Here is a 16,305-nt window from a genome sequence, read left to right as displayed (position 1 = left end):
GGCGAGCCGGTGGAGACTGGGCCGAATCAGGCTTTTTTCTCCCACCGGCCTTCCGGCGTCTGCTGCCAATAGGTCAGGCTGTGGCCCTCCGCCTTCAGCTTCTTCCACTGCCCGCGCGCCGCCTCAAGCTGGGTGGCATCATAGCCGTCGAAAACGAAGACGACGCGTTCGTAGTCCAGCCTGTCTGGGGCCTCGGCGCCATCGACCAGGAAGCGGACGCTGGCGGCGTTCAGATTGTCCGGCTGCACCGTGAGCAGCACCGGCTGCCGGGCCGGCGACGCCCCCTCGTCGGTTCCGTGCGGCAGAAAACTGTCGTCCCGGTAGACCCAGAGATGGGCATCGAGCGCATCACGCCGCTCCGGATCGCGGGTCTGCACAGCGACCGTCCAGCCGCGCTCCACGCTCTTTTCGAGGAGCGGCGGGAGCGCGTCTTCCAGTTTCGATTCGGTCAGATGGTAGAAGAGGACTTCAGCCACGCGTGTTTCCTTGACCCCGGTCAGGCTTCGTAATTCGCCCGGACCAGTTCGTCGAGCAGGCGCACGCCGTAGCCGGAGCCCCAGGACTGGTTGATCTCGTCGTTCGGCGAGCCCATGGCCGTGCCGGCGATGTCGAGATGCGCCCAGGGGGTGTCCTTGACGAAACGCTTGAGGAATTGGGCAGCGGTGATGGAGCCGGCATGGCGGCCGCCGGTGTTCTTCATGTCGGCGAACTTGGAATCGATCATCTTGTCGTAGTCCTTGCCAAGCGGCATGCGCCACAGACGCTCATTGGTGGCCATTCCAGCGGCCAGCAGCTTCTCGGACAACACGTCGTCGTTTGAGAAGAGGCCGGCATGCAGGTTGCCCAGCGCCACCAGAATGGCACCGGTCAGCGTCGCGAGATTGATCATGAAAGCAGGTTCGAAACGCTCGTTGCAGTACCAAAGCGCGTCGCAAAGCACGAGGCGGCCTTCCGCATCGGTGTTTATGACCTCAATCGTCTGGCCCGACATCGAGGTGACGATGTCACCGGGACGCTGGGCATTGCCGTCGGGCATGTTTTCAACGAGGCCGATGATGCCGACGACGTTCGCCTTGGCCTTGCGGGCGGCAAGCACATGCATGAGGCCGGTGACGGCCGCAGCGCCACCCATGTCACCCTTCATGTCCTCCATGCCGCCGGCTGGCTTGATCGAGATCCCGCCGGTGTCGAAGACGACACCCTTGCCGATGAAGGCGATCGGTTTGTCCTTCGACTTGCCGCCCTTCCACTGCATGACGACGAGACGCGGCGGGCGAACCGAACCCTGGGCGACGCCAAGAAGCGCGCCCATGCCAAGCTTCTTCATCTCCTTTTCGGTCAGGATCTCGATCTCGACCCCGAGTTCTTCCAGTTCCTTGGCCTTCGCGGCGAATTCGAGCGGGCCGAGAACATTGGCGGGTTCATTGACGAGATCACGCGCCAACACGACCCCGTCAGCGATCGCACGGGCCTCGGCAAAGGCTTTCTTGGCACCGGATGCGTCGGCCGTGACAATGGTGACCTTGACCGTCTTGTCGGCCTTTGCCTCTTCGTCGTCGCCCTTCTTCTTTGTCTTGTAGGTGTCGAACTTGTAGGCACGCAGCAGCATGCCAAGCGCAAAATCGGCGGCGGACTTGGGCGTTATAGCCAGTCCCGGTACGTCGAGGAAGACGGTGAGGTCGTCGGCACCCTTGAGGTTTGCGGTGGCGCTGCCGCCCGCCTTCAGCCAGTCATGTGCCGTCAAATTCTCTGCCTTGCCCAACCCTAAGACAACAAGGCGATCGGCAGCCGAGCCGTGCGGCGCGACGATGTCGAGCACTGAGGAAGCCTTACCCGAAAAGTTGGCGACCTTGGCAGCCCTTGCATAGATGCCCGCCGGATCTGCATCTGTCATTCCTGAGGGGGTTTCAGCCTCAGCCGTCTTCAATGCAATCGCGAGCCCTTCGATCACGGGCTGCGACTTAGAGAAGGAGATGGCGAGTTTTATCGACATGAAAATCAATCCTGGCGTCTGTGTAAATGAAGGAACCGATCATGGTCTTTTCGATCACGATGGCAAGACAGTCGCTGTTCTTTGTTGTCGCAGTCCCCGGAATGCGGAGTTCAACGGCTTTGCTGCTCCAAATGCTGAGCGACTAGGGGCGGACGATTTCCGACAGCGTGTCCGTTTTGTCGCGGTTGACCAAAAAAACGGAACTCGAAGCAGGGGAAAATCTCGCTCGTCCGTCGCCAAATCGCCGCAAGCGTCGTAGAGAAGCTCGTCATCGGCCCTTCGCGCGTTTTTGCAGGGGCGCCAGGGAACCGCATGAAGATACTCGAACAATACATCCTGCGACGTGTCGTCCTGATGTTCCTCACGGCCCTTATGCCGGTGCTGGCGATCATCTGGACCACGCAGGTATTGCAGCGTATCAACCTCGTGACAGACAGCGGCCAGTCGGTCGGCTCTTTCATGAAGCTCGCGACGATGATCCTGCCGACGCTGGTTTCGACGGTGCTGCCGTTTGCGCTGGTGATCGGGATCACCCAGACGCTGACGACGATGAACAATGATTCCGAACTTGCCGTGGTCGACGCGGCCGGAGCATCGCGCTCGACGATTCGCCGGCCGCTGATCCTGCTCGGCATCGGGCTCACGGTCTTTTCCTTCTTCATGGTGAGCTATGTGGAGCCAGCGATGCGGGTGAGTGTCCGCACGATGATATCCACGGCGTATGCGGACCTCCTGTCGTCGGTCATTGAGGAAAAGACATTCCGCAAGATCGAAGACGGGCTCTATGTGCAGATAACTCAGCGGCAGTCCGGCCGCGGCCTGAAGGGCCTTCTGATCGCCGATTCCCGCGATCCCAGTTCGCAGATGATCTATTACGCTCGGGAAGGCGCCGTCGACGAAAGCGGCAAGACGCTGATCATGCAGGATGGCGAAGTGCAGCGGAAGGCGCCGACCGGCGACGTGACCGTCATCCGCTTCGACCGCTATGCCTTCGACCTCTCGGAATTGTCCGAACAGCGCGGCCAGACCCGCTACGGTGCCAAGGACAAGTCGCTGACAGAATTGTTCGATCCAGACCCCATGGATGCGGAATTCAAGCGCAAACCGGGCGACTACCGGGCCGAGTATCACCGCCGCATCAGCTCCGCACTGTTTCCGATCGTCGTGACGCTGATTTCACTGATGTTCTGCGGCGATGCGCGCTCGCATCGCGAGGCCCATCTGCACCCCATGGTGTCGGCCCTGATCATGGCGCTGACGATGTTCTGGATGCACAATTACGCGACAACTCTCGCGGAGCGCGATGCAAGTTTCGTGCTCACGCAGTATGCCGTCCCCCTCGTCGCCGGTGGCGCGTCCCTGTTCTACCTGATGGCCGACAAACGGCCGGCTCTTCCATCCCCCGTGTCGCGAATGGTAGGCAACGCCGTTTCGGCCGCTCGCAAGCGCATGGGCCCCAATGCGGGGAGTGCTGCATGATCCGCACCCTCGGCCTCTACTTCTTCCGCCGCTACATGATGACGGCGCTGTGGTTCTTCCTCGGCGTCATCGGCATTACCTACCTCATCGACTTCACGGAAACCTCTGGGCGCTTCGACGGTCTGCCCGGATATTCACTTGGCGGCGTCCTATTCCTGACGGCACTACGCCTGCCGCTTATCCTGCAGCAGACGGTTCCCTTCATCGGCCTTTTCGTCGGCATGGCGACGCTGATCAGCTTCAATCGCAAATCCGAACTTGTCGTGGCCCGAGCGGCCGGCATTTCGGTCTGGCAGTTCATGGCGCCGTTCCTGATCGGGGCGGCCTTGATCGGGCTCGCTACGACGCTGATCATCAACCCGCTTGCTGCCTGGGGGCAGCGGCAGAGTGCGCAAATCCAGTCCGACTGGCGCGAGACGGCGGACCGAAGCAAACCCGCCCCCATTCCGTGGCTTCGCCAAAGCAGCGGCGATGTGGATGTGGCCATCGGCGCCAACACCGTTCTGGAGGACGGAACGCTGCTCATGGACGCCGTGCTGTTGCATTTCGACAAGGAGGGCCGAATCGTCCTTCGGCAGGATGCACGCACAGCGACGTTGAAAGATGGTTACTGGCTTCTTACCGACGTGACGGAGAACCGTCCCGGCGAGATCCAGAAGAGGCTGGCCGAGACGCGGGTGCCGACCAACCTGAATGCCGAATTCGTACAGCAGCGACTGGTCCAGCCGGATAGTGTTGCTTTTTATGATCTTTTTCGAAAAATTGAGGTCGCCCGGTCATTCGGCCTGTCGCCCCATGCGCTCGAAACGCAGTTTCACTCGCTCTTGTCATTGCCGTTCCTGATGATTGCAATGACACTGATCGCCGCAACCGTTTCCCTCAAATTCAGCCGGATCAACCAATCCAGGTCGGTGATTCTCGGTGGAATATTGTCAGGCTTCGTGCTTTATGTTGTGACAGTGCTCGTCAGGGCATTCGGAAGCAGCGGCGTCATGCCGCCGTATGTTGCGGCCTGGGTACCAGTTGTCGTAGCGATGGCATTGGGGGCAACGATTCTGCTTCACAAGGAGGATGGTTAGTGGCGGTAAAAGACCGCGCGAATATCAGGAGGCTCACCGTAGCCCTGCTGACCGGTGTCGCTGTGTGCGCTTTGTCGCTCCCTGCGCCCGTCGTGCATGCACAAAGCCTGTCGGTGCCGGGTACCGGTTCCGAAGCAATGCCTGAAGACGCGAAACTCCTCCTCGCAGCCAATGAACTGCTCTACGACCGCGACGCCGAACGCGTCGTGGCGAGCGGTGCGGTGCAGATCAATTACAACGGCTACCAGATGGTCGCCCGTCAGGTCGTCTACGACCAGAAGACCGGGCGCGTCACGGCCGCCGGCAATATCGAACTGGTGGAGCCGACCGGCAACCGCATCTATGCGGACTCGCTCGACGTTACCGACAACTTCTCCGACGGCTTCCTCAAGTCGTTGCGTGTCGAAACCAACGACAACACCCGTCTTGTCGCCGAAAGCGCGGAGCGCGTCGGCGGAACCCAGATGATCCTGCACAAGGGCGTCTATACGGCTTGCCTGCCCTGCGCGGAAAATCCCTCTCGTCCTCCGATCTGGCAGGTGAAGGCTGAACGGGTTATCCAGGACGGCAAGAAGCATACGGTGCGACTGGAAAAGGCACGGTTCGAGCTCTTCGGCCACTCGCTCGCGACGCTTCCTTTCATCGAAGTTCCCGACAATACGGTAAAGCGGAAGTCCGGCTTTTTGTTCCCGGAATTCAAGTCGGGCGAAAATGTCGGCTTCGGCATTGCTGTCCCGTACTACATCGCCATTGCGCCCGACCGTGATGCGACGGTGACTGCCACGGGCTTCACCAAGCAGGGTCTTCTGCTGGAGGGTGAGATCCGCCAGCGGTTCGAAAAGGGCGAAGCAAACTTGCGCGTCGCCGGCATTAGCCAGATGGACAGTGAAGCGTTCACTGCAAACACCAGTGACTCTGCGCAGGACGTCCGTGGGCTGATTGCCTCCAAGGGTGATTTCAAGATCAACCCGCGCTGGAGCTTCGGCTGGGATGTCATGTTCCAGTCGGACAACAACTTTGCGCGTACCTATGCGATCGAAGGCCTCAACAATTCGACGAACACCAATACGGTCTATCTGACCGGCAAAGGTGATCGGAACTTCTTCGACATGCGCGGCTATTATTTCGACGTGCAGGATGCCGACATCAACGATACGGCCGAGAAGAAGCAGGCGACCGTCTTGCCGGTCATCGACTACAGCTATTATGCACCGGAGCTCGTTGCCGGGGGGCAGTTGTCGGGCACGATGAACTTCACGTCCCTTTCGCGCTTCTCCGAGGAGGCAGTTAACACGGATGGGGTCCCCGGAAACGACCTTTATCGTGGCCTGAAAGGCAACATGAACCGCTTGACGGGCGAACTGGAGTGGGAGCGGACCATTGACGGTCCGGGTGGCCTGCAGATCACACCATTGCTGGCAGCGCGCGGCGATGTCTACGGTCTCGCCATGGACGCGCCTACAGATTACACAGGCAACTTCACCTCCGACGATGCTCCGACCCGTTACATGCTGACCGCTGGCGTCGAGCTGCGCTATCCTTGGCTCGTGACGATGGGCAACAGCACGCACATCATCGAGCCGATCGCCCAGATCTATGCCCGCAATGACGAACAACTGGCCGGCGAACTTCCCAATGAAGATGCCCAGAGCCTTGTCTTCGATGCGAGCAACCTGTTCTCGCGCAACAAGTTCTCGGGCTTCGACCGGGTCGAAGGTGGCACGCGCGCCAATGTCGGCTTGCGTTATACGGGTAGCCTCGACAACGGCATCGGGCTTCGCGCCGTTATGGGCCAGTCCTATCATCTGGCCGGTCTGAACTCCTATGCGACCGACGACCTACTGGCCGTCGGCTCCGACTCCGGCCTCGAAACCGACGTCTCGGACTTCGTCGCTTCGGCGGGCATCGAGCTGCCCATGGGCCTGTCGCTCAGCACCGGCGTTCGGCTGGACGAGAAGACCCTGGCGCTTCGGCGGACGGACTTGAATGCGACCTATGCGAACGACCGTCTCTCGACGAGCGTTACTTTCTCCCAGGTCGCTGCCCGTCCGGAATACAGTTTCGACGACAATAACCAGACGATCGCATCCAGCTCAACGATCAAGCTGAATCAGTCCTGGTCGGTCTTCGGTTCGGTCAACTACGATATCGACTCGAATGCCTTCAACCGGCGCAGCGTCGGGATCTCGTATGCGGACGAATGCACGACGCTGTCGCTCTTCTACTCGGACAAGACCGACCCGGACGACGAGACCGCGAACGACTGGACGATCGGCGGCAGGCTGGTGTTCCGTACGCTCGGCGAGGTAAAGCTCAGCGACGTCTCGGCCAACTGATCTCGGCGGCTTCGCGCAGAGTCATTGTTTTGCCGCATGGATTGTACAAACCATGCGGCAGTTTAAGATCCGTATGATGAAGAACGTCCGGCAAATTCCTGTTTGTCCGGAGAAAGGATGTGAGATGGCTCAAGCGAAAAACGGCATCAGCCTTTTGGTCGCCGGCGTCATTGCTTTGTCGCTCAGCGTGTCCCCGGCGCCCCTCGGCAGCCAGGCCATGGCTGCGACCTCGGTTGTCGCGGTGGTCAACAAGACCGCGATCACGAGTGGAGACCTTGCCCATCGTGTGGCCTTCCTGCGCCTGCAGCGCAAGACCGGCAATCTGCAGAAGATGGCCAAGCAAGAACTGGTCGACGAAGTCCTGAAGCGCGACGAAATCGCCCGTGTCGGCATGTCGGTCAGCACGGCGGACGTCGATGCGTCTTTCGCCCGCTTCGCCGCGTCCAACAAGATGTCGGTCGAGCAGCTCAACACGATCCTTGACCGTGCAGGAGTCACCGCCGCGCATTTCAAAGCCTTCATCGCCGTATCGATGAGCTGGCCACGCCTCGTGAATGCCCGTTATGGGGCAGGCGCGGGCAGCAAGCTCTCGAACCAGGACCTGGTCACACGCCTGCTCGAAAACAAGCAGAAGCCTGTCACCACAGAATACATGCTGAAGCAGGTGATCTTCGTCGTTCCCGCGTCGAAGAAGGGTATTGTCGGCAAGCGCAAGGCGGAGGCCGAAAAGTCCCGCGCCTCTTTCCCGGGCTGCGATCAGGCGATGCAGTTTGCCAAGAATTATCTCGACGTGTCGATCCGCAATCTGGGCCGGGTGCTTGAGCCGGAACTGCCGCCCGAATGGAAGCCTCTGATCGAAAAAGCGAGTGGCGGAACAACGGCGACCCGCGTCACAGAGCGTGGGGTGGAATATCTCGCGATTTGCAACCAGCGCCAGGTCTCGGACGACGTTGCTGCAGAAATCGTTTTCCGTGCCGAGGATATCGGCAAGGAAAAGAAGGACGGGGAAAACCCGAATGCGGCCAAGTATCTGGAAGATCTCCGCTCTAAGGCCCAGATCGTAATGCAGTAAGGCAGAAGGCCGAGACATGACCGACGCCGTTCTTCCGCTTGCGCTGAGCCAAGGCGATCCCGCCGGTATCGGGCCCGACATTGCACTTCAGGCTTTCGCACGGCGGACGGCGTTGGGACTGCCGGCCTTTCTCTATGTCGGTGATCCCGAGGTGCTGAAGGTCCGGGCACGTGTGCTCGATCTTGACGTTGCGATCGGGGAGACAGATGCAGAGGGCGCAGCAGCGCTGTTTGCGGACAAGCTTCCGGTCTTGCCCATCGCCACCGGCACAGACGTGCTTGCCGGCAAGCCCCATGTCGCCAATGCGCGCGGCACGATCTCTGCAATCGAGACGGCAGTTGCGCTGACCCTTGGGGGACGCACGCGCGCGGTCGTCACCAATCCCATCGCCAAGTCCGTGCTCTACGAAGCTGGCTTCGGCTTTCCGGGCCATACAGAATTTCTCGCAGATCTCGCACAGCGGGCAACCGGCCAGACAGTCAAGCCGGTGATGATGCTGGCAGGGCCAAAGCTCCGCGCGGTTCCGGTCACCATTCACATTCCAATCAAGGATGTGCCGGAAGCGCTGACGGAAAGCCTTATCGTCGAGACCGGCCGGATCGTGGCGAACGATCTCAGCCGCCGGTTTGGCCTCTCCAGTCCTCGTCTAGCCGTTGCAGGGCTCAATCCGCATGCCGGTGAAGATGGGGCGATCGGCCTTGAAGACCAGGATGTGATCATGCCTGCCATTCGCCGTCTGCGCGACGAGGGCATTGATGCTTTTGGCCCCTTGCCGGCCGACACCATGTTCCACGACGAGGCGCGCGGCCGCTATGACGTCGCGATCTGCATGTATCACGACCAGGCACTGATCCCGGCAAAGGCCCTGGGTTTCGACGACAGCGTCAATGTCACCCTCGGTTTGCCCTTCATTCGCACCTCGCCCGACCACGGCACCGCCTTCGGTCTCGCCGGCACCGGGCTCGCCCGCGAGCAAAGTCTCGTTGCGGCGCTCAGGGTGGCAGATGCAATGAGCCAATCCTCGAAAGAATCCGTCTGATGGCCGCACTCGACGGGCTGCCGCCCCTCCGCGACGTGATCGCACGGCATGGGCTCGACGCGAAGAAATCGCTTGGCCAGAATTTCATCCTCGACCTCAATCTGACCCAGAAAGTGGCTCGGACAGCCGGCTCGCTCGAAGGGGCAACCGTGTTCGAGATCGGCCCGGGCCCGGGCGGTCTGACGCGCGCGATCCTGGCGCTCGGTGCCGCCAAGGTGATCGCTGTCGAACGGGACGCGCGCTGCCTTGCGGCTCTGGCCGAAGTCCAGGCCCATTATCCGGGTCGGCTCGAGGTCATCGAGGGTGATGCGCTGAAGACCGATTTCGAGGCGCTGGCAAACGGCAAACCCGTCAAGATCATTGCCAACCTCCCCTACAATGTCGGCACCCAATTGCTGGTCAACTGGCTCTTGCCGCGCCAGTGGCCGCCCTTTTGGTCTTCGCTGACGCTGATGTTCCAGAAGGAGGTCGGCCAGCGGATTGTGGCCCGCGAGGACGACAATCATTACGGCCGTCTGGGCGTTCTCTGCGGTTGGCGCACGGAAGCGCACATGGCGTTCGATATCCCGCCCCAGGCATTCACCCCACCACCCAAGGTGACCTCTACCGTCGTTCATCTAGAGCCGCGCCTCAATCCCCTGCCCTGCGATCCTGCCAAGCTGGAGCGCGTGACAACCGCAGCCTTCGGGCAGCGGCGCAAGATGCTGCGGCAGAGTGTCAAATCGATCGGCGGCGAGGCTCTGCTTGCCCGCGCCGAAATCGACCCTCAACGGCGCGCGGAAACGCTCAGCGTCGACGAGTTCTGCCGCCTCGCCAATCTCCTCTGAGGAGACGCTCTACGCCGCATGACGGTTGGATGAGGATGCTGCTCGCTCGTTCGGCAGCCGGAACATGGCAATCTGGGCATTCAGACGATCGGCTTCCGTCGCAACGCTTGAGGTCGCAGCACTCGCCTGTTCCACCATCGCCGCATTCTGTTGCGTCACCTGGTCCATCTGGCTCACCGCGTGACTGATCTCCTCCAGCGCCGCCTTCTGCTCATGGGCGGAGGAGACGATGGCCGTCACCCGCTCGTTGATCTTCTGGACAAAGTCTTCGATCCCTCGCAAGGTTTCCCCGGTCTCATGCACGAGGCGAACACCGGCTGCGACTTCCTGGGTGGAGCGGGAAATCAGCGCCTTGATTTCACGGGCGGCGGTGGCTGAACGTTGCGCAAGTTCGCGGACCTCCTGGGCGACCACGGCAAACCCACGGCCGCTTTCGCCGGCACGGGCCGCTTCGACGCCCGCATTCAAGGCCAGAAGATTGGTCTGGAAGGCGATCTCATCGATCACACCGATAATCTGCCCGATCTGGCCCGAGGACTGTTCGATATGGTGCATGGCGGTCACGGTTTCGCCGACCACCGAGCCGGAATGCTGGGCCGTATGAGTTGCCTCCTTCACCAGGCTGCCCGCTTCGTCGGCACGCTTGGCGGCGCTGCCGAGCGCTGAGGTGATCTCGTTGATCGAGGCTGCCGCTTCTTCAAGGGCCGCGGCCTGGCGCTCGGTGCGGCGCGCCAGATCGTCCGTTGCTATTTGCAGTTCGTGCGAGCCGCCATGGAGGTTGCCCGTGCTCTCGCGGATGGTCGCCATGATGCCGCAGAGACGGTCCATGGAGCCGTTGAAATTCGTGCGCAGAGCGTCCAGGGTGTCGGAGAACGGGATTTGGAGGCGGAATCCAATCTCTCCCGTCGAAAGAGCATCCAGCCCCTTGCCGAGTTGCTCGACCGCGAAGGCAATCTCGGCGGCCCGGGCGGCACGCTCTTCTTCCGCCGCCTTTTCCGCAAGACGCTTGATCCGTTCGGCTTCCTCCTGCTCCGCGATCTCCTTCAACATACGTTCCTTGGCCAGCGCGATGTAGCGACTGACGGCGGAGCCCATCTGGCCGATTTCGTCCTTGCTGTCGGATTGGATGAGATCCACCTCAATTTCGCCGGCTGCCAGCCGCTGCATGGTGGCCGTGAGACGACGAAGTGGGCGTACCACTGTCAACGACAGGGACACGGCGAGGAAGAATGCCAGCGTCAGAACACCGCCAGTGATGCCGGCCACCTTCAGCAGGTGGTGGTATTCGCCATCGGCGATGGTCTGGCTGTCGGCAATGATTGTAGCCAGCGTCTCGTTTTCCAGTTCCTTCAGCCGCTCTATGCGTTTGGCTGAACGTTCAAGCCATTCCTGCTCGTCAAAGCCAGTGAGATCCGCTGCCAGCCCCGCCTTCATCATCGCAGCGCGGATCTTTTCGACTGCCTCGGCATCCGGCGTATGAAGAGATGCCGCATAGCGCTCTCGGTCATCTTCGGGAACGAGGTCCAGATACTGGCTGATGAGCGACTTCTGAGACCCGAACATGCCGATGAAGTCGAGGTAATGCGCCTCGTTGAACTTGCCGTCGGCAATGAAGCTGTGGCCGAGATTGCGTTCCTGACCTGCAACTTCCTTGGCGTTCATCAACAGGCTGTACGCCATCATCTTGCCCACGACGCCCCGCGCGCCGGCATCGAGCGAGAATTCCTGCGAAATGTTCATCAGATTTCGGACGACAGCCGTGTAGTAGGTGAAGGCTTCGCTCTGAGAGATCCCGAACGCATCGATCCTGGAACGGACGGTCGTGAGATCGGCCAGTCCCTGCTCAAGCGACTGCTCGTGGCGCGTCAGCGTCGGATCGCCTTCTGCCCGTATATCCGCCCTGACGCGGGCAATGAGTTCCAGATTGCTGTCGACTGCGCTACGGGCACTTGTTAGTTCCGTGCGATGCCGCGCCCCCTTCGTAGCAAGAAGCCCTACCGCCTCGGCACGCTCGGACTGCAGAATATGAACCAGGTCACCGATAATGCCGAGGTCCCTGCTGACCACCCCGAGTTCGCGGGCGTTGACGTAGGCGACATAGGTATTGTCGATCTCAACATAGGCCAGACCTGCAAGGGCGAGCAGTGGAATGGCGAGGGCAAATGCAAGACGCCAGGTCACCGAGATATCGGTCAAGCGCATTTGGGTCTCCAGATCATCCGATGCCTGTCGATGCGACACGCAACTATAACGGTAGACCAAGGATGAGCCCGAAGCGGTTAACTATTAGCTACAAATAACATACGTAACTTAGCCATCGATGTTTTCACCGCATTGCGGTAAATTGCCGGGGCGCCGTCTCATCGCCGATGTCTCATTCTGCAACCAGCCGCCGAGCTGGGCTGCCGCGCCGTCCCCTGTCTTGCCCAGCAACCAGTAGCCACGGTCGGGAACGTCCACAGTCTTTCCGCTGATGACGAGCAGCCCGGCCTCCAACATCTGGTCGACGACGCCGAGCCATCCGAGCGCGATCCCCTGTCCTCCAAGGGCAGCCTGGACCACCATGGCATAGGTGTTGAAGCGCAGATCTCCGGTGGACTGTCCACTTCCTGCAGACATGCCAGCGGCTACGGCATACGAGCGCCAGTCCAGCCAGGGCGAGCCTACTTCGGCTTCCAGGTGGATGCGTGGGACATCCATGCGCAGGTCGGCCAGGTCCGCCCGTTCGAGACGGTCGCGCAGGGCCGGCGCACAGACCGGCACGACCCGCTCAGGCATGAGCAAGACGGCGTCTTCGCCGACATCGGGCCGCGCGCCGAAGGCCACGGCCAGATCGGCCTGCTCCCGCCAGTTCTGCGTTAAACGCTGGGCGGCGACGATCTGAAGATCGATCTCTGGGTACTGCCTTCGGAAACCCGGCATGCGTGGAATGAGCCAGAGACTGGAAAAGGCATAGTCTGTCGCCAGACGAATGACCGGGCGGCGGCGGGTGTGCCGGATGTCGCGGTGTAGGGCGTCGACCTCCTGCACCGTGCGCTCAGCGATAACCAGCAGCCGCCGCCCCTCCTCCGTCAGCCTGACACCCCTGTGCAGACGCTTGAGGAGAGGGACGCCAAAGCGCTGTTCGAGCAGCCGCACCTGGTAGCTGACAGCCGGCTGGGTCAGGCCCAAGCCTTCCGCTGCACCGGAGAGCGATCCCCGCCTGGATATCTCGACGAGCAGCCGGATCCAGCCCAAATCGATAGAGCCATTAGACATCAAATTCCTTTATGGCAAACATCAAAAAACTCCGGCTACACAGCACCGAACCGTCGTTCTTCAATCATCATAGACAATAGCAGACCAGAGGGAAATCCATGGCAGCGCGACCCAATATCCTGATCCTGATGGTGGATCAGTTCAATGGCACCTTCTTTCCCGATGGGCCGGCGGATTTCCTGCACGCGCCGCATCTGAAAGCGCTTGCGCAGCGTTCGGTGCGGTTCGCCAATGCCTATACCGCCAGCCCGCTTTGCGCGCCGGCCCGCGCCTCTTTCATGTCGGGCCAGTTGCCGAGCCGCACCCGCGTCTACGACAATGCCGCCGAATTCGCCTCCGATATCCCGACCTTTGCCCACCATTTGCGCGCCGCCGGCTACCAGACCAGCCTTTCGGGCAAGATGCATTTCGTCGGGCCGGACCAGTTGCACGGTTTCGAAGAGCGGCTGACCACCGACATCTATCCCGCAGATTTCGGCTGGACCCCCGACTACCGCAAGCCGGGTGAGCGCATCGACTGGTGGTATCACAATCTGGGGTCGGTCACCGGGGCCGGTGTCGCCGAAATCACCAACCAGATGGAGTATGACGACGAGGTGGCCTTCAATGCGACGCGCCGGCTCTACGACCTTTCGCGTGGTCATGACGATCGGCCGTGGTGCCTGACGGTGAGTTTCACCCATCCGCATGACCCCTATGTGGCGCGGCGCAAATACTGGGACCTCTATGAAGACTGCCCCGCGCTCGATCCAACGGTTCCGGCCATTCCCTATGACGAACAGGATACTCATTCGCAGCGCCTCATGGACGCTTGCGACCACACGGCCTTCGACATCACCGACGAACACATCCGCCGGGCACGGCGCGGCTATTTTGCCAATATCTCCTATGTCGATGACAAGATTGGTGAGATCCTAGATGTATTGGAACGGACGCGGATGGCCGAGAACACGGTCATTCTTTTCGTCTCCGACCATGGCGACATGCTGGGTGAGCGCGGTCTGTGGTTCAAGATGAACTTTTTCGAGGGGTCGGCTCGTGTGCCGCTGATGATGTCCGTTCCGGGCGTCCCAGGACGGCTGGTAACGACGCCTGTGTCGACACTCGACGTGACGCCCACGGTCGCAGGCCTTGCCGGTATCGACATGTCGACTCTCGCTCCCTGGACCGATGGCGAAGACCTGATGCCGCTCGCAACCGGGACCGGTGGGCGCGCAATCGTGCCGATGGAATATGCGGCGGAAGGGACCGTCAGCCCCATGGTCGGGCTGCGGGACGAGCGCTACAAGCTGACGCTCTGCCAGGCCGATGCCCCGATCCTCGTGGATCTGGAGGCTGACCCCTATGAGCTCCAGAATCTCGCGACCGAACCGGCGGCACAGGCGATCTTCGACCGACTGGCGGACGAAGCCAGTTCACGTTGGGACTTGGCGCAGTTCGACGCCGCCGTACGCGAAAGCCAGGCGAGACGGCATGTGGTGTACACGGCTCTTCGCAACGGCGCCTATTTCCCGTGGGACTACCAGCCGCTGCAGAAGGCGTCGGAGCGCTACATGCGCAACCACATGGACCTCAACATTCTCGAAGAGAGCCAGCGTTTTCCAAGAGGCGAATGATTGCATGAAACGACGAAGGGCGGCCGGGATCACCGGGCCGCCCTTTCGTTGCATGTCTTCGCCTCAGGCGATGAGCCCCTCGACGAAGTCGAACAGGCCATGGCGGCGGTCGCGGCGCAGGCGCTCGGCCTTGACGATCGACTGGACGGCATCGAAGGCCGAATTCAGGTCGTCGTTGACGATGACATAGTCATATTCGCGCCAGTGCTTGATCTCGGAGCGGGAATTGTTGAGGCGGGTCTGGATGACCTCTTCAGTATCCTCGGCGCGGCGATGCAGGCGCGACTGCAGTTCGGCCATGGTCGGCGGCAGGATGAAGATCGAGACCACATCAGCCGACATCTTTTCCTGCAACTGCTGGGCGCCCTGCCAGTCGATGTCGAAGAGCATGTCGCGGCCCTCGCCCATCGCGGTTTCCACCGCCTCGCGCGGGGTGCCATAATAATTGCCGTGGACCTGTGCCCATTCCAGGAGGCTGTCGCTGTCGCGCAGGCGCTCGAACTCGCGCTGCGAGACGAAGTGGTAATGCACGCCTTCGATTTCGCTCTGGCGGCGCGGACGCGTGGTCACACTGACCGACAGGCTGATCTGCTGGTCGCGGTCCATCAGGGTCCGCGCGATCGTCGATTTTCCGGCACCGGAGGGTGACGATATCACCAGCATCAGGCCGCGCCTTGCGATCTTGACGGATGTGGGGGCGGCAGCGGCCATGGACTACTCCAGATTCTGGACCTGTTCGCGGAACTGGTCGATGACGACCTTCAATTCGATGCCGGCGGCGGTGACCGCGACGGCATTGGATTTGGAACAGATAGTATTTGATTCGCGGTTAAATTCCTGCGCCAGGAAATCGAGTTTACGGCCGACCGGGCCACCCACCGACAACAATTCGCGGGCGGCCGTCACATGCGCTTTGAGCCGGTCAATCTCCTCACGGAGATCGGCTTTGGTCGCTATCAGCGCGATTTCCTGATGCAGGCGGTCGCGGTCGAGGCCGGAGGTCGTGTCCATGAGGCCGGCGAGTTGAACTTCCAGCCTGCGGGCGATCTCGTCCGGCGAACGGGAGGGGTCGGCCTCGATCTGCAGCGCGAGCGCTTCGATGCGGGAAATCTGCTCTTCAAGGATGGCGCGCAGCGCTGCCCCTTCCGTCTCGCGCATGGCGGCAAGCGCATTCACCGCCACGCCCAAACCTCCGAGGATATCGGCATCACGGCTCGCCACCGCAGTCTCGTCGTCTTCCGCCTCACGCATATCGACCAGGCCGCGGATCGACAGAAGCGTATCAAGCCTGAGCGGCGCCGGATCGAGGACATCGGGGCCGAGTTGGTCGCGCAATGCGAGCACGGCGTTCAAGGCATCACGGTTGAGCACGGCTTCGACGCGGTTCTCGCTGACCGACAACGAGAGACCGATCTGGAGATTGCCGCGGGTCAGGCGCTCGCCGACAAGGCGGCGCAGATCGTTTTCCAGATATTCCTGGCCCTGCGGCAGGCGCGAACGGATGTCGAGGCCCTTGCCGTTCACCGAGCGCAGTTCCCAGGCCCATCGGTAACGTCCCGACGTGCCTTCGACACGGGCAAAGCCCGTCATGGATTGCAGTGTCATC

At 61.2% G+C, this 16,305-nt stretch carries 13 protein-coding genes; 7 read left to right on the top strand and 6 right to left on the bottom strand.

Translation table 11 applies throughout. The features are described from left to right. Window positions 1-26: 26 nt before the first annotated feature. Both FJQ55_RS07025 and FJQ55_RS07020 read right to left on the bottom strand, forming a co-directional pair. The gene (locus FJQ55_RS07025) at window positions 27-476 is read right to left on the bottom strand and encodes a DNA polymerase III subunit chi (protein WP_140826925.1); all 450 of its coding nucleotides are present in this window, start codon (window positions 474-476) and stop codon (window positions 27-29) included. Between the two features lie 20 nt (window positions 477-496). Further along, window positions 497-1,993, bottom strand: coding sequence for a leucyl aminopeptidase (locus tag FJQ55_RS07020; protein ID WP_140826924.1), 1,497 nt, complete (start codon window positions 1,991-1,993; stop codon window positions 497-499). 312 nt (window positions 1,994-2,305) lie between these two features. Between FJQ55_RS07020 and lptF the strand changes: the two genes are divergently transcribed. From lptF to rsmA, 6 genes are all read left to right on the top strand, one after another. Further along, window positions 2,306-3,472, top strand: a complete 1,167-nt coding sequence (gene lptF / locus FJQ55_RS07015; protein ID WP_140826923.1) for an LPS export ABC transporter permease LptF — start codon at window positions 2,306-2,308, stop codon at window positions 3,470-3,472. Beyond that, window positions 3,469-4,551, top strand: coding sequence for an LPS export ABC transporter permease LptG (gene lptG / locus FJQ55_RS07010; RefSeq protein WP_140826922.1), 1,083 nt, complete (start codon window positions 3,469-3,471; stop codon window positions 4,549-4,551). Before lptF ends, lptG begins: the two co-directional genes overlap by 4 nt. Further along, on the top strand, window positions 4,551-6,887 hold the full coding sequence (locus FJQ55_RS07005; RefSeq protein WP_425467506.1) for an LPS-assembly protein LptD: 2,337 nt from the start codon (window positions 4,551-4,553) through the stop codon (window positions 6,885-6,887). The genes lptG and FJQ55_RS07005 overlap by 1 nt, the downstream gene beginning before the upstream one ends. A gap of 124 nt (window positions 6,888-7,011) precedes the next feature. Then, window positions 7,012-7,959 (top strand): SurA N-terminal domain-containing protein, encoded by a 948-nt coding sequence (locus FJQ55_RS07000; RefSeq protein WP_140826921.1) that lies wholly within the window; start codon window positions 7,012-7,014, stop codon window positions 7,957-7,959. A gap of 16 nt (window positions 7,960-7,975) precedes the next feature. After that, window positions 7,976-8,998 (top strand): 4-hydroxythreonine-4-phosphate dehydrogenase PdxA, encoded by a 1,023-nt coding sequence (pdxA, locus tag FJQ55_RS06995; RefSeq protein ID WP_140826920.1) that lies wholly within the window; start codon window positions 7,976-7,978, stop codon window positions 8,996-8,998. Continuing rightward, the gene (rsmA, locus tag FJQ55_RS06990; protein ID WP_140826919.1) at window positions 8,998-9,825 is read left to right on the top strand and encodes a 16S rRNA (adenine(1518)-N(6)/adenine(1519)-N(6))-dimethyltransferase RsmA; all 828 of its coding nucleotides are present in this window, start codon (window positions 8,998-9,000) and stop codon (window positions 9,823-9,825) included. The genes pdxA and rsmA overlap by 1 nt, the downstream gene beginning before the upstream one ends. 9 nt (window positions 9,826-9,834) lie before the next feature. Here rsmA and FJQ55_RS06985 read toward each other — a convergent pair whose 3' ends face one another. Then, complete coding sequence (locus FJQ55_RS06985; RefSeq protein ID WP_140826918.1) at window positions 9,835-12,027, bottom strand: methyl-accepting chemotaxis protein; 2,193 nt, start codon at window positions 12,025-12,027, stop codon at window positions 9,835-9,837. 108 nt (window positions 12,028-12,135) lie between these two features. After that, window positions 12,136-13,083, bottom strand: a complete 948-nt coding sequence (locus tag FJQ55_RS06980; RefSeq protein ID WP_140826917.1) for a LysR substrate-binding domain-containing protein — start codon at window positions 13,081-13,083, stop codon at window positions 12,136-12,138. Between the two features lie 98 nt (window positions 13,084-13,181). On the opposite strand from FJQ55_RS06980, the gene betC reads away from it, so the two are divergent. After that, window positions 13,182-14,699: a choline-sulfatase gene (betC, locus tag FJQ55_RS06975; RefSeq protein ID WP_140826916.1), complete on the top strand. Its 1,518-nt coding sequence runs from the start codon at window positions 13,182-13,184 to the stop codon at window positions 14,697-14,699. 63 nt (window positions 14,700-14,762) lie between these two features. Here the strand turns inward: betC and gmk are convergent, their stop codons facing one another. Beyond that, the gene (gene gmk / locus FJQ55_RS06970; protein ID WP_140826915.1) at window positions 14,763-15,410 is read right to left on the bottom strand and encodes a guanylate kinase; all 648 of its coding nucleotides are present in this window, start codon (window positions 15,408-15,410) and stop codon (window positions 14,763-14,765) included. A gap of 3 nt (window positions 15,411-15,413) precedes the next feature. Further along, window positions 15,414-16,304, bottom strand: coding sequence for a YicC/YloC family endoribonuclease (locus FJQ55_RS06965; RefSeq protein WP_140826914.1), 891 nt, complete (start codon window positions 16,302-16,304; stop codon window positions 15,414-15,416). Window position 16,305 lies beyond the last annotated feature (1 nt).

It is taken from the genome of Rhizobium glycinendophyticum (assembly GCF_006443685.1).
GTDB lineage: Bacteria > Pseudomonadota > Alphaproteobacteria > Rhizobiales > Rhizobiaceae > Allorhizobium > Allorhizobium glycinendophyticum.
Note: the sequence above shows the minus strand (reverse complement) of the source record. Positions and strands in the feature narration are given on the sequence as shown.